Raw genomic sequence first — 12,747 nt, 5'->3', positions numbered from 1 at the left:
ATAATTAAATGCCACTTTATAAAACTATCCAACCAAACTCACAAACTACTGTTAAAATCTGGAAGATTACAGAGTCTTATGAGGACTTATTTAAACCTTTAGATTTAAAATCAAATAGCTTAGAGCGTGTTTTAGGAATGAAAAGCGAGCTGCACCAACGCGGATTTCTAAGTGTTCGGCATTTACTTAGAGATTTTGGTTATACAGATCAAGACCTGTATTATGATGACTACGGAAAACCGCATTTAAAAGATGGGAAACACATATCCATTACCCATTCATTTATATTTTCAGGAGTGATTATTAGTGATAATGAAGTAGGAATCGATATTGAAAAACAACGAGAAAAAATTGCAATCATTGCCAAGAAGTTTGTGGATTATGAATTTAAATATCTTTCCAAAGATGACGACACTTACATAAAAAAACTCACAGTTATTTGGGGAATTAAAGAATCACTTTACAAATTATTTGCGACGCCAGGCATGTTGTTTAGAGAGCATTTTTTAGTGATTCCATTTATGTTACAAGATGGGAAAACTGTAGCATGGATAGATTATATGAACAAGAAATATAGATATAACACAGAGTTTTTAGAGTTTGAAGGATTTACTTGTGCTTTTGTGACCACTTAAATGAAGACAGTTTATAGTAACATATTGAATTCTATTTCCGAAGGCAAAAAAGGATTAGCGGTACTTATAGATCCAGACAAAATGAAGTCTGAAGGCTTATCTGATTTCATGAAAAAACTCAATAAGAGTAAGGCCAATTTGATCTTTGTTGGTGGAAGTATAGTTGATGATCATGCTACTGAAATTTTAGTGACAGAAATTAAAACATATACTAATTTACCTATCGTTTTATTTCCTGGTGATGTGACGCAATTGACAAATCGTGCCGACGCTGTTTTATTTTTATCATTGATTTCTGGTAATAATCCAGAGTATCTTATAGGGAAGCATATTCGGGCTGTTTCAAAGTTGAAAGGCTCTAATTTAGAAGTAATTCCTACGGGTTATGTACTCATTGAAAATGGTAAAGAAACAGCAGTTGAGAAGGTCACAAAAACGAAGCCTATACCCAGACTTAATGTTCAAGACATTGTTGATACAGCTAAAGCTGGAGAACTTCTTGGGATGAAACTTATATACCTTGAAGCTGGAAGTGGTGCTCTGCATCCCGTGCCAGCCGAAATTATTAGTTTTGTGAAACAAGAATTAAAGATTCCACTTATTGTTGGTGGTGGTATACGAAGTCAACATCAATTAGAAACCGCTTATACTAATGGAGCTGATATCGTAGTTATAGGAACAGCTTTTGAAGATGATGTCTCCTTTTTTGATGAATTAAAAAAATAATACGTACGTGAATATTTCAGTAGAGTTAACCTTAACGCCATTACATGATGACTATGAACCTGCCATCATTCATTTTATAAAAAAATTACGTGCTTCAAATTTTAAGGTACTTGAAAACCCTTTGAGTACACAAGTTTATGGAAACTATGATGAGGTGATGGCCTTGCTTACTTCAGAAATAAAAGAAGCTTTCGAGCTTATTGAAAATGGACTCTTACATATGAAAATCGTAAAATCTGATCGACACAACTATGAACCACATTTTTGAGTTTTTTTTTGGTCAATATAGTACGTATTCTACTATTGATGTTGTATTAGAAGCTACTGCTGTTGTTTTTGGTTTTCTGTCGGTTTGGTTTTCAAAACAAAACAAAATTTGGGTATTCCCAACGGGTATGATAAGTACTGCAATTTTTGTTTATTTATTGGTGAAATGGGAATTACTTGGAGACATGATGATCAATGCTTATTATTTTATTATGAGTGTTTATGGTTGGTACATTTGGACTCGAAAAGTTGATGAAATGCACGTAACTCCAATTACACGAACAACGCCTAAAGAAAAAAAGATTAGTACCTTCATTTTTATTGCAACTTTAGCATTTGTTTTTATCGTTTATAAAACTTTTGATAAATGGACGAGTTGGGTCGCTTATGTTGATACTGTTACAACAGCTATATTTTTTGTTGGTATGTGGCTTATGGCAAGGCGTAAATTAGAAAACTGGATATTTTGGATCATTGGCGACATTATTTCCGTACCATTATATTTCTATAAAGGGTTTACCTTTACAAGCCTACAATATTTTGGATTTACTTTTATTGCCATTTTTGGCTACTTAGCATGGAGGAAAAGCTTAAACAAATCGGTGACATTAACTCAAACTGTATAAAAGTTGTTTTATATGGACCAGAGTCTACAGGAAAATCGTCTCTGGTAAAAGAGTTGGCCAATTACTACGATACAGTTTATGTCGAAGAATTCTCACGTAGCTATGCAGAAGCTAAGGCATTAGATAACCATGAATTGACTAAAGATGACGTTTTGCCCATTGCTATAGGACAAATGCAATTAGAAAATGAGCAATTAAAGAAAGCAAACCGACTTTTAATTTGTGATACCGATTTGTTAGAAACTCAAGTGTATTCTCAATTTTATTACCATGGGTTTTGTCCAGAATTAGTCAAAAAATATGCTTTTGAAAATACTTATGATTTGTATTTTTTGACTTATATTGACACGGTGTGGGAAGCTGATGGAATTCGTGACCAACCACACAACAGATTGCAGCAATTTAATCGCTTTGAACAAGCGTTAATAGCATCTAAAAAACCTTACATTGTGGTAAAAGGAGGGTTTGAAGAACGATTGAATTATTGTAAAACCCATATTGATGAACTTTTAAAAAAAGCCGATTGAATTTTTCTAAAAAAGATATACAACAAATAGAAAGTAAAGGATTAACAGTACAAAAAGTTGAACAGCAAATTAGACTTTTTGAAAATGGAATACCTTTTTCTAACTTAGTTTCTGAAGCAACAATAGATAATGGGATTTTAAGATTATCTAATGAAGAAAACACACGTTTAATCTTTCGCTTTGAAGCAAAAAAAGATGCTATTTCTATTTTAAAATTTGTTCCAGCATCTGGCGCAGCCACTAGAATGTTTAAGTTCTTATATCCATTTTTGGATAAATACGATTTTAAAAAGAAAAGTATTAATTCGTATATAAACACCAATAAAAATAAAGACTTATCTATCTTTTTTGTGGGCTTAGAAAAGTTTCCTTTTTATAATATTGTTAGAGCTAGGCTTAAAGAAGAGAACCCTAATTTTGATGAGTTATCCATAGACGAACAAGGATTTAAATTTGTTCAAATGATGCTAGATAGTGACAAATTAGACTATGGAAACTTTCCAAAAGGACTATTACCTTTTCATGAATATAAAAATCAAGTTATATCAACTGCTTTTGAAGAGCATTTGTACGAATCTGCATTGTATTCATCAAGCGATGAACCAACAAAATTGCATTTCACTATTTCAGAAAAGCATAATCATAAATTTGATGAGGAGTTCGCCAGAATTGAAAAGAAAGTAGAAGATAAAACAGGTTCCAAATTTGATATTTCATTTTCATATCAAAAGGAATCTACAGATACTATTGCTGTTACGCCAAAAAATAAGCCTTTTAGAAATGAGAACGGATCTTTACTATTTAGACCTTCAGGACATGGAGCACTAATTGAGAATTTAAATGACCTTGATGCCGATATTATTTTTATAAAAAACATCGATAATGTGGTCACCTATAAATACAAAACAGAAGTGGCTAAGTACAAAAAAGTACTGGCTGGAATGCTTATTGAAATTCAAGAACAAGCATTTAAATACTTAGATGTTCTTGACAATGACAACCTTTCAGAAGAATTGCTTATTGAGGTTGCTGAGTTTTTGGCTAATAAATTGAATGTCAGAATAAGTTCGGAGTTTGAAAAGTATTCTCGTAAGTATCAAATCGAATATTTAGCTGAAAAATTAAACCGTCCAATTCGTGTTTGTGGCATGGTTAAAAATGAAGGTGAACCTGGAGGCGGTCCGTATTGGATAAAAGACGAAAGTGGAAATACCTCCCTTCAAATTGTGGAGTCTGCTCAAATCAATAAAAAGAGTAGGCACCAGAAAGATATTTTAAAAGGGGCTACACATTTTAACCCTGTAGACTTAGTTTGTGGTGTTAAAAATCATAGAGGCGAAAAGTTTGACCTTAGAAAGTTTGTAGATCCCAAAGCGGCTTTTATTTCAATGAAGACTAAAACAGGAAAAGATCTTAAAGCATTAGAACTTCCTGGATTATGGAATGGCAGTATGGCCAACTGGAATACTATTTTTATCGAAGTACCATTAATTACCTTCAATCCAGTTAAAACAGTAAACGACTTGCTTAAGGCTCCACATCAAATCAAATAACATGTTTGATGAGCAAACCATATTAAATGAATTAACTTTTAAAGCAATTAGAAGTTCTGGATCTGGAGGACAACATGTTAATAAAACAGCTTCTAAAGTAGAGCTGACCTTTGATTTAGAACATTCTCAAGTCCTTACTTCAGAGCAAAAAGAGTTGCTCAAAACAAATCTCCAAACAAGATTGACAAAAGAAGGTGTACTCATCATGCAATGTAGTGAAAGCAGAAGTCAGTTTCGAAATAAAGCCATTATCATTCAACGGTTTTTAGGATTATTAAAGGTTAACTTGATTGAAGACAAAGAACGGATTCCTACTAAAATACCTAAGGCAGTTGTAAAAAAACGACTCACTAATAAGCGTAGAAACTCAGAAAAAAAAGCCAATCGAAAACCACCAGAAATCGATTGATTAAAAAAATCAAAAATTATTGATGTGCAAATGATAAATCTACTTTATCTTTGCAGCGTTCTCAAAAAAGGGGTGCCTATTATCGGCTGAGATCATACCCATTGAACCTAGAACAGGTAATGCTGTTTAGGAAGCGAACGTTAAAAAAATGTCCACTGGACATTTTTAGTGGGTGCAAAAAAATGCTTCTAGCATTTTTCTAATCAAACTTATATTAATGTTCACAATTTTTATTAATTATTAACGCTAAAGAATAATTACCTCTTTTTATTCGATTATTTACGTATAGTCGTATGAAAAACATTTTTCTTTTTTTAACACTTCTTGTGTTATCAGTCAGTACTTATGCACAAGAAAAGCAACAAGATTCTACCAAAACAGAAAAGCTTGATGAAGTCCTCGTTAAAGCCGTAAGAGTAGAAGCTACATCGCCAATTACACATAGCAATGTGACCAAAAAGGAATTGGCAAAACGCAATTTAGGACAAGATATTCCAGTACTTTTAAACTATCTTCCTTCAGTAGTGACCACAACAGATGCTGGTGCAGGAGTAGGTTATACAGGAATTAGAGTGCGTGGTATTAATGCGCAATCCACCAATGTCACTATCAATGGAATCCCATACAATGATGCTGAATCTTTAGGAACATTTTGGGTCAACTTAGGAGACTTTGCATCGTCTGTAGAAAGTTTGCAATTACAGCGCGGTGTTGGAACATCAACCAATGGTTCTGGAGCGTTTGGTGCTAGTATCAATGTATTAACCGATGCTGTGTCTACAGAATCTAATGGAGAAATTTCTAATTCCTTTGGAAGTTTTAATACTAGAAAACATACTGTAAAATTTAGTACAGGCTTACTTAATGATCATATTGAAATTGCTGGCCGTTTATCAAATATTTCGTCTGATGGTTATATCGATAGAGCAGAGACCGATTTGAAATCGTACTTTTTACAAGGCTCATATGTTGATGATAATACATTGATTAAAGCTATTATGTTTGGTGGTAAGGAAGTGACTTATCAGGCGTGGAATGGTATTGACGCTGAAACTTTAGCAAATAATAGAACCTTTAATCCTTCAGGCATGTATACAGATGTCGATGGTAACACGCGCTTCTATGATAATGAAGTTGACAACTACAATCAGGATCATTATCAGTTGCATTGGAATCAACGTTATAACAACAGATGGTCTACAAATATTGGATTAAATTATACCTATGGACGAGGCTACTTTGAACAATATAGAGAAGATGAAGATTTTTCAGATTATGATTTAACGCCATTAGAGATAGGAAGTGAAACGGTTAACACAACAGATTTAATTAGACGTCGTTGGTTGGATAATGATTTCTATGTATTAAATGCTAGTGCTAATTACAAAAACAATGAAGTGAATTTGATCTTCGGAAGTTCATATAGCTTTTATGACGGCGACCATTTTGGTGAAATCATCTGGGCAGAATTTGCAAGTGATAGTGAAATAAGAGATCGCTATTATGAAGGAAACGGTCAAAAAACAGATTGGAGTTTATTTACCAAAGCGACATATCGTGTGAATGATAAGGTAAGTTTGTATGGTGATTTACAATTGCGTTTGGTAGGTTATGAGACTTCGGGATTAACTTCAGATAGAATTCCGTTTAATATTGATGAGAGCTATAGTTTCTTTAACCCAAAAGCAGGAATTACGTATAAAGTTAACGGAAATAATAGTTTGTATTTTTCATATGCCAGAGCAAATCGAGAACCAAACCGAAGTGATTTTGAGAATAATGCAACCGTAAAACCAGAACAACTTAACGATTTCGAATTGGGTTGGAGACATAACGAGCAGAAGTTTAGATTGAATGTAAATGCCTACTACATGTTATATAATGAGCAACTAGTCTTAACAGGTCAAATTGATACGACTGGAGATCCAATTAGAGCAAATAATGGTGATAGTTATCGATTAGGTTTAGAAGTAGATGCAGCCATTGCAATTACTAATCAATTTTCGGTACAACCAAACTTTACGATCAGTTCTAATAAAAATAGGGAAACATTTGAATCTGTAAATGGTGTCTTATTAGATCTTGGTAAAACAGATATTTCATTTTCTCCAGAATTGGTTGCTGCCAATGCTTTTGTATTTCAGCCAAAAGAAGGCTTTCAAATGGCATTATTAAGTAAATATGTTGGGGAACAGTTTATGGGAAATACCGAAAATCGCGATTCTAAATTAGATAGTTATTTCGTTAATGATCTTAATGTGACTTACCAATGGAAGCCAAAATCAATGTTCAAATCAGTTGTGTTTTCAGGATTGGTTAATAATATATTTAACGAAAAGTATGTGTCTAATGGCTATTTTGGGTCATTTGATTTTGATGATGCTTCAAGTCCAACAGGAACTACAACAGGCTATTTTGCTGGATTCTATCCACAGGCTACAACTAACTTTTTGTTAGGAGTGACGTTGAAGTTTTAATACAATTCCTGAAATACAGGAAGCTAAAAAAGAAAACTCCCATATCTTACGATTGGGAGTTTTTTATATGATTTAATTTTGATGAGATTAATTACTAATCACCAAAGTATTACCAGACAATGTCACACGATATTCTTTTAATCCGCAAGGCAAAGGATCACCAATAGCTTGACCAGTAAATAAACTGTATTCATTTTCGTCAGCGCATCCACAAGTCACATTAACACCATCAATTTGTAAAAAAGAACAGTTAGATGGTGCGTGATTTGGATCAAAAGCGTCCCAAGCACGATAGTTGCCGTTGCCAACGTTTGTAACATAAATGCCACCATTACCTTGATTCGCCACATAGACCGAATTACTAATGAACATGAGTTGACTAAATTCAGGTAAATTTAAATTGAGCGAAGCATTTACACCAACGTTGAGTAAAAAGTTGCAATTATTTATTCTGTCGTCACTCCCACAATTCATTAAAAACAAGAGAGATAACATAAAGAGGCCTTTTTTCATAGACTTGTTAAGTTTTTGTTGCAATTTACAATATTTTAAAGGTTGAATTAAATATTTTGTATCTTTGTATAACAAATCTCGTGATGGCGAGATTTTTTTTATGCTGAATAAGATGAGTTTATTTTATATCTTAGATTTCAGCATCTTTTATTATTAAACGATTGAATTATGAGTAAAGTATCTTATTATACAGCTGAAGGTTTAAAAAAGTTGAGAGACGAGCTGCAACATTTAAAAGATATAGAGCGTCCAAGAGCATCTCAAGCTATTGCAGAAGCAAGAGATAAAGGTGATTTAAGTGAAAATGCCGAGTATGATGCTGCAAAAGAAGCACAAGGCATGTTGGAAATGAAAATTTCTAAGTTAGAAGAAACACTTGCAGGTGCACGTGTTATAGATGAATCTCAAATGGATACGTCGAAAGCTTTAGTATTATCTAAAGTGAAAATAAAAAACCAAACCAATGGTATGGAAATGACTTATACCTTAGTGGCTGATGGCGAAGCCGATTTAGCCTCAGGTAAAATTTCTGTGAATTCTCCTATTGGAAAAGGATTATTAGGTAAGTCTGTTGGTGAAGTAGCAGAAGTTGAAGTGCCTAACGGGATTATGAAATTTGATATTTTAGAAATCTCGAGATAGTTATAAGTCTTGTTAATATAATATATAGATAAAAGATTCCTTCAAAAGAGGAATCTTTTTATATTTACATACACTCTAATACATTATAGCCATGGCTTCTATCTTTACAAAAATAATTAATGGCGAAATCCCTTGTTATAAAGTTGCAGAAACTGAAGAATTTCTCGCTTTTTTAGACATTAACCCTAATGCCAAAGGACATACGCTTTGTATTCCAAAACAGGAGATAGATAAAATTTTTGATTTAGATGAAGCGTCGTATCATAAACTTATGGAATTCTCTCGTCAAGTCGCTATAGCGCTAGAAAAAGCAGTGCCTTGTAAACGTGTTGGAATGACTGTTATCGGACTTGAAGTACCGCATACGCATGTGCATTTAATTCCTTTAAACTCGATGGAAGATGCGCGATTTATTAGTAAAACGCCTTTAACAAAAGAAGAATTTGAAGCGACGGCTAGTAAAATTGCATCGTTTTTATAATTAGAAAGATAAGATTCCCGTTACAAAAAGAACGACCACAATTAATAATAGCGCATCAGCTATTATGAAAATCCAAGCGAGTTTTTTCAACTTAGTAGATTTTGGTTTTGGGTTTACAGCACGTTCTTGATACGCCACTACTTGTTCAATATCGTTGGTCCAGCGTACAGGAAAAATATCTGTATTACAGGTATTGCAACGCATTTCATGAGTGGTGTCACCAGTTATGGCTTTATAAAAAGCATTCTCAACAAAGCGTTGCTTAAATGTCAATTGCAAGCCTTCGTTAGAATAACATTCAGGACAATTGTTGTTGAGCTGTACTTCTTTAAGCGTAAAGTATTGTTGTTCTTTCATGTCGTGTAACTAAGATAACAATTTCAATGAAATTTGCATAGTCGTCCCTTTGCCAATTTCAGAATTAAGGACTTTAATTTTGCCATTATGATAATCATCAATAATACGTTTTGCCAATGAGAGTCCTAAGCCCCAACCACGCTTTTTTGTGGTATAACCAGGTTGAAAAACAGAATTGAAATTTTGTTTAGAGATTCCCTTACCAGTATCTTGAACTGTTATTTTTACATATTTATCATCATTCGTTATGGCCAGTTTTAATGCTCCTTTTCCTTTCATAGCATCAATGGCATTTTTTACTAAATTTTCAATAGTCCAACTGTACAATTGCTTGTTGAGGTCTACATACAATTGCTGTTCTGGTGCTGTAATTTCAAAATCGATCAATTTTGATGATCGTGCTTTTAGGTATTCATATGAGTCTAAGGTCTCTTTAACAACATCGGTTTTTTCTAACGTAGGTACAGAACCTATTTTACTAAAACGGTCTGTAATAGTTTGCAATCTTGTAATGTCTTTTTCAATTTCAGATAAATAATCTGGATTCACATTTTCGCTTCTTAAAATTTCAGTCCAACCAACCAATGATGACAATGGCGTTCCGATTTGATGTGCTGTTTCCTTGGCCATACCTGTCCATAGTTTATTTTGATCAGCAGTTTTTGAGCTTTTGTAGAAGAAATAAGCCACAGCAGCAAATAAAAATATGATGAGTAATAAGGCTAATGGATAAAATTTAAGCTTGTTTAATAGTGGTGAATTTCCATAGTAAAGCGTTTGACTATTGGTTCCAATTTCTATAGGTGTATTTTCTTTACCATATTTTGAAATGAGTATTTTAAGGTTTTCATTGACATATTTAGTTTCTTCAATGTTATGAATAGAATCAACTTCTGTTTTATTGATAATATTTCTAAAATTTACAACAACCGAATCTGCATCAATAAGAATCATTGGTGTTGTATTATTGTTGTCAAGTATTTCAAAAGCGAGATCTAGATCGGCAAAAACATCATCACTATTACTGAGTTCGGCATCTTCAACTGCTTTAAGTAGATCTCTTTGAGCCGATGACCAGATTTCCATTTTGCTACGTTCTTCAGCTTTGAAATTTTGAAAAAACACATAAGTATTCCACAGAATAAGAGAGATAATTATAAATGAAGTTACGATGATAATCCATCGTGTCATATTGCGGTTTATGGTAAGTGCCATTAACTATATTTTTGAATTTTAAATATAAAGGATTTATGTTAATAATATTGTGTTGAGATAGGGTGAATTCATTTTTATAACACTAGCAATATGGTTACATTTGCATTTCAATATCTTGAAACGGTTGCGTTTAAGGGGAAAACAACAACAAAATGGCATCTTTTAATCCAAAAGACATTTCTACAGGACGGTTACATGGCTACTTATTAAGTGCTGTAGCGCCTAGACCTATAGCTTTTGCAAGTACAGTTGATGCCGATGGAAAGCCAAATTTATCACCTTATAGTTTTTTTAATGTGTTTAGCGCTAATCCGCCAATTATGATATTTTCTCCTGCTCGCCGAGTTCGAAATAATACGATTAAACACACCTTAGAAAATGTTGAAGCAACTAAAGAGGTGGTTATTAACGTAGTTAATTATGATATTGTTCAGCAAATGTCATTGAGTAGCACAGAGTATGCTAAAGGTGTTAATGAGTTTGAAAAAGCTGGATTAACCATGCTGGAGTCAGATATTGTAAAACCATTTAGAGTAGCAGAATCTCCAGTTCAATTTGAATGTAAAGTCAATGAAATTGTACATTTAGGGACCGAAGGAGGTGCAGGGAATCTAGTAATTTGTGAAGTGGTAAAGCTTCATATTTCTGATGATGTTCTAGATGATAAGGACGTTATTGTACAAGAAAAATTAGACTTAGTAGCTAGAGCAGGAGGCAGTTATTATAACCGAGCAAAAAGAGGTTTTTTTGAAATCCCTAAGCCAATTTCTACCTTAGGGATAGGTGTAGATGCTATGCCAAGTGAAGTTAAAAACAGTATGGTTTTAACAGGTAATGACCTAGGAATGTTAGGTAATGTTGAAACCCTGCCTGAACAAACTGAAATTGATGAATTTGTAAATAATGTAAGTGAGCGATACCCTAATATTAAGATGATGTCTCACCACGAAAAACATAAAATTGCCAGAAACTATTTAAGTTATGGCGATGTAGATAGTGCATGGAAATTGTTACTATCTTAAATAATAAAAACAATCTAAATTAAACATAAGTAAATACAAAAATGGAAGTACAAGGAAAAATCAAAATGATTGGAGAAACTCAAACGTTTGGAAGTAATGGGTTTAGAAAGAGAGAATTGGTAGTAACGACAGAAGAACAATATCCACAACATATTTTGGTTGAATTTGTTCAAGATAAAACAGACTTATTAAACAACTATCAAGTTGGACAATCTGTAAAAGTAAACATCAACTTAAGAGGAAGAGAGTGGGTAAACCCTCAAGGAGAAACAAAATACTTTAACTCTGTACAAGGATGGAGAATTGAAGCATTGCAAGCCGAAGCAGATAATATGCCACCAGTAGCACCTACTGAAGCTTTTGAACCTGCTACTAATTTAAATGAGGAAGATCATGATGATCTACCATTCTAATTGGAGTTATTCAATAAAAATCTTAAAAGCCTCAATACTAATTGAGGCTTTTTTATAAGAAAAAGTCCCGAAAAATTCCGGGACTTAGTATTGTGGTTTTAGGTTTGACCTTTATAAACAAACTCAAAAAAAAGCAATGATGAACAAAATTTAATTCACAAAGGTCATATCAAATATGGCGAAAAATCAATACTTTTCAAAGTTTAAAACTAGATTTAACATACTAATAGTCAACTATAACGTTATAGTGATTCAATGCATTTCCTTAATCAAGACATAAAATTCCCAGATATATCCAATGCCACAAAAGAGGGTATTTTGGCTGTTGGTGGCGATTTATCTCCTGAACGATTAATATTGGCTTACAAAAGTGGTATTTTTCCATGGTTTGATAATGAGGAGCCTATTATTTGGTGGTCTCCAGATCCTCGTTTTGTACTATTTCCAGAGCGTATGAGAGTTTCTAAAAGCATGAAGCAAGTTCTTAGAAATAGTAATTTTGACGTCACAGTAAATAAAAGCTTTGAAACTGTTATTGACGAGTGTAGCAAAATGAAACGTCCAGGTCAACAAGGCACATGGATTACTCAAAGCATGAAGGAAGCTTATATTAAACTCTACACTTTAGGTTTTGCAAAATCTGTCGAGGTTTGGTTAAATAATGAGCTTGTTGGTGGTTTGTACGGTGTTGATATTGGTAATGGTATTTTTTGTGGTGAAAGTATGTTTAGTAAAGTGAGTAATGCGAGTAAAGTAGGTTTTATAACATTTATTCAAAATTCAAACTATAAACTTATAGACTGCCAAGTCTATACAAATCATCTCGAAAGTTTAGGTGCTGAAGATATTCCTAGAGAAGAGTTTTTAAAATATTTAAGCTAATT

General features: G+C 33.2%; 16 protein-coding genes. 13 read left to right on the top strand and 3 right to left on the bottom strand.

Annotated features, from left to right (window positions below; all coding sequences use genetic code 11):
* Positions 1-8 precede the first annotated feature (8 nt).
* The 8 genes from KWG70_RS01835 to KWG70_RS01800 all read left to right on the top strand — a co-directional run bounded on the left by KWG70_RS01835 (position 9) and on the right by KWG70_RS01800 (position 7,220).
* Positions 9-635, top strand: coding sequence for a 4'-phosphopantetheinyl transferase family protein (locus tag KWG70_RS01835; protein ID WP_230934286.1), 627 nt, complete (start codon positions 9-11; stop codon positions 633-635).
* Positions 636-1,361 carry a geranylgeranylglyceryl/heptaprenylglyceryl phosphate synthase gene (locus KWG70_RS01830; RefSeq protein ID WP_230934285.1) on the top strand — a complete coding sequence of 242 codons (726 nt, stop codon included), beginning with the start codon at positions 636-638 and terminating at the stop codon, positions 1,359-1,361. It abuts the gene before it with no gap.
* 7 nt (positions 1,362-1,368) lie between these two features.
* A complete protein-coding gene (locus KWG70_RS01825) occupies positions 1,369-1,629 on the top strand; it encodes a hypothetical protein (RefSeq protein ID WP_230934284.1) in 261 nt (86 codons plus the stop codon).
* The gene (gene pnuC, locus KWG70_RS01820; protein WP_230934283.1) at positions 1,613-2,254 is read left to right on the top strand and encodes a nicotinamide riboside transporter PnuC; all 642 of its coding nucleotides are present in this window, start codon (positions 1,613-1,615) and stop codon (positions 2,252-2,254) included. Before KWG70_RS01825 ends, pnuC begins: the two co-directional genes overlap by 17 nt.
* A complete protein-coding gene (locus tag KWG70_RS01815; protein WP_230934282.1) occupies positions 2,206-2,781 on the top strand; it encodes an AAA family ATPase in 576 nt (191 codons plus the stop codon). The genes pnuC and KWG70_RS01815 overlap by 49 nt, the downstream gene beginning before the upstream one ends.
* Positions 2,778-4,334, top strand: coding sequence for a DUF4301 family protein (locus tag KWG70_RS01810; RefSeq protein WP_230934281.1), 1,557 nt, complete (start codon positions 2,778-2,780; stop codon positions 4,332-4,334). The genes KWG70_RS01815 and KWG70_RS01810 overlap by 4 nt, the downstream gene beginning before the upstream one ends.
* Position 4,335: 1 nt before the next feature.
* On the top strand, positions 4,336-4,743 hold the full coding sequence (arfB, locus tag KWG70_RS01805) for an alternative ribosome rescue aminoacyl-tRNA hydrolase ArfB (RefSeq protein WP_230934280.1): 408 nt from the start codon (positions 4,336-4,338) through the stop codon (positions 4,741-4,743).
* A gap of 293 nt (positions 4,744-5,036) precedes the next feature.
* Positions 5,037-7,220: a TonB-dependent receptor gene (locus tag KWG70_RS01800; protein WP_230934279.1), complete on the top strand. Its 2,184-nt coding sequence runs from the start codon at positions 5,037-5,039 to the stop codon at positions 7,218-7,220.
* A gap of 87 nt (positions 7,221-7,307) precedes the next feature.
* Here the strand turns inward: KWG70_RS01800 and KWG70_RS01795 are convergent, their stop codons facing one another.
* Positions 7,308-7,733: a Rieske (2Fe-2S) protein gene (locus tag KWG70_RS01795; protein ID WP_230934278.1), complete on the bottom strand. Its 426-nt coding sequence runs from the start codon at positions 7,731-7,733 to the stop codon at positions 7,308-7,310.
* Between the two features lie 168 nt (positions 7,734-7,901).
* On the opposite strand from KWG70_RS01795, the gene greA reads away from it, so the two are divergent.
* Positions 7,902-8,375 (top strand): transcription elongation factor GreA, encoded by a 474-nt coding sequence (gene greA / locus KWG70_RS01790; RefSeq protein WP_230934277.1) that lies wholly within the window; start codon positions 7,902-7,904, stop codon positions 8,373-8,375.
* 91 nt (positions 8,376-8,466) lie between these two features.
* The gene (locus KWG70_RS01785; protein ID WP_230934276.1) at positions 8,467-8,856 is read left to right on the top strand and encodes an HIT family protein; all 390 of its coding nucleotides are present in this window, start codon (positions 8,467-8,469) and stop codon (positions 8,854-8,856) included.
* Here the strand turns inward: KWG70_RS01785 and KWG70_RS01780 are convergent, their stop codons facing one another.
* Both KWG70_RS01780 and KWG70_RS01775 read right to left on the bottom strand, forming a co-directional pair.
* On the bottom strand, positions 8,857-9,213 hold the full coding sequence (locus KWG70_RS01780) for a hypothetical protein (protein WP_230934275.1): 357 nt from the start codon (positions 9,211-9,213) through the stop codon (positions 8,857-8,859). It lies immediately after the preceding gene.
* A 9-nt stretch (positions 9,214-9,222) separates the two neighbouring features.
* A complete protein-coding gene (locus KWG70_RS01775) occupies positions 9,223-10,428 on the bottom strand; it encodes a sensor histidine kinase (RefSeq protein WP_230934274.1) in 1,206 nt (401 codons plus the stop codon).
* Between the two features lie 152 nt (positions 10,429-10,580).
* Here KWG70_RS01775 and KWG70_RS01770 point away from each other — a divergent pair, with 152 nt between their 5' ends.
* The 3 genes from KWG70_RS01770 (at position 10,581) to aat (ending at position 12,745) form a co-directional block, all read left to right on the top strand.
* Positions 10,581-11,450 carry a flavin reductase family protein gene (locus KWG70_RS01770; protein ID WP_230934273.1) on the top strand — a complete coding sequence of 290 codons (870 nt, stop codon included), beginning with the start codon at positions 10,581-10,583 and terminating at the stop codon, positions 11,448-11,450.
* Positions 11,451-11,491: 41 nt separating this feature from the next.
* A complete protein-coding gene (locus tag KWG70_RS01765; protein ID WP_230934272.1) occupies positions 11,492-11,863 on the top strand; it encodes a DUF3127 domain-containing protein in 372 nt (123 codons plus the stop codon).
* A 255-nt stretch (positions 11,864-12,118) separates the two neighbouring features.
* Positions 12,119-12,745 (top strand): leucyl/phenylalanyl-tRNA--protein transferase, encoded by a 627-nt coding sequence (gene aat, locus KWG70_RS01760; protein ID WP_230934271.1) that lies wholly within the window; start codon positions 12,119-12,121, stop codon positions 12,743-12,745.
* Positions 12,746-12,747 lie beyond the last annotated feature (2 nt).

The sequence above is a fragment of the Psychroserpens luteolus genome (assembly GCF_021032705.1).
GTDB lineage: Bacteria > Bacteroidota > Bacteroidia > Flavobacteriales > Flavobacteriaceae > Psychroserpens > Psychroserpens luteolus.
This window is presented reverse-complemented; position numbering and strand designations above follow the sequence as displayed.

What these genes read in the sequence shown, in the direction of transcription:
- KWG70_RS01770 (WP_230934273.1), top strand. Translation starts at nt 10,581, where the DNA reads ATGGCATCTTTTAATCCAAAAGACATTTCTACAGGACGGTTACATGGC.
- pnuC (WP_230934283.1), top strand. Translation starts at nt 1,613, where the DNA reads ATGAACCACATTTTTGAGTTTTTTTTTGGTCAATATAGTACGTATTCT.
- KWG70_RS01780 (WP_230934275.1), bottom strand. Translation starts at nt 9,213, where the DNA reads ATGAAAGAACAACAATACTTTACGCTTAAAGAAGTACAGCTCAACAAC.
- KWG70_RS01795 (WP_230934278.1), bottom strand. Translation starts at nt 7,733, where the DNA reads ATGAAAAAAGGCCTCTTTATGTTATCTCTCTTGTTTTTAATGAATTGT.
- KWG70_RS01830 (WP_230934285.1), top strand. Translation starts at nt 636, where the DNA reads ATGAAGACAGTTTATAGTAACATATTGAATTCTATTTCCGAAGGCAAA.
- arfB (WP_230934280.1), top strand. Translation starts at nt 4,336, where the DNA reads ATGTTTGATGAGCAAACCATATTAAATGAATTAACTTTTAAAGCAATT.
- KWG70_RS01765 (WP_230934272.1), top strand. Translation starts at nt 11,492, where the DNA reads ATGGAAGTACAAGGAAAAATCAAAATGATTGGAGAAACTCAAACGTTT.
- KWG70_RS01775 (WP_230934274.1), bottom strand. Translation starts at nt 10,428, where the DNA reads ATGGCACTTACCATAAACCGCAATATGACACGATGGATTATCATCGTA.
- KWG70_RS01785 (WP_230934276.1), top strand. Translation starts at nt 8,467, where the DNA reads ATGGCTTCTATCTTTACAAAAATAATTAATGGCGAAATCCCTTGTTAT.
- KWG70_RS01815 (WP_230934282.1), top strand. Translation starts at nt 2,206, where the DNA reads ATGGAGGAAAAGCTTAAACAAATCGGTGACATTAACTCAAACTGTATA.
- KWG70_RS01800 (WP_230934279.1), top strand. Translation starts at nt 5,037, where the DNA reads ATGAAAAACATTTTTCTTTTTTTAACACTTCTTGTGTTATCAGTCAGT.
- aat (WP_230934271.1), top strand. Translation starts at nt 12,119, where the DNA reads ATGCATTTCCTTAATCAAGACATAAAATTCCCAGATATATCCAATGCC.
- KWG70_RS01835 (WP_230934286.1), top strand. Translation starts at nt 9, where the DNA reads ATGCCACTTTATAAAACTATCCAACCAAACTCACAAACTACTGTTAAA.
- greA (WP_230934277.1), top strand. Translation starts at nt 7,902, where the DNA reads ATGAGTAAAGTATCTTATTATACAGCTGAAGGTTTAAAAAAGTTGAGA.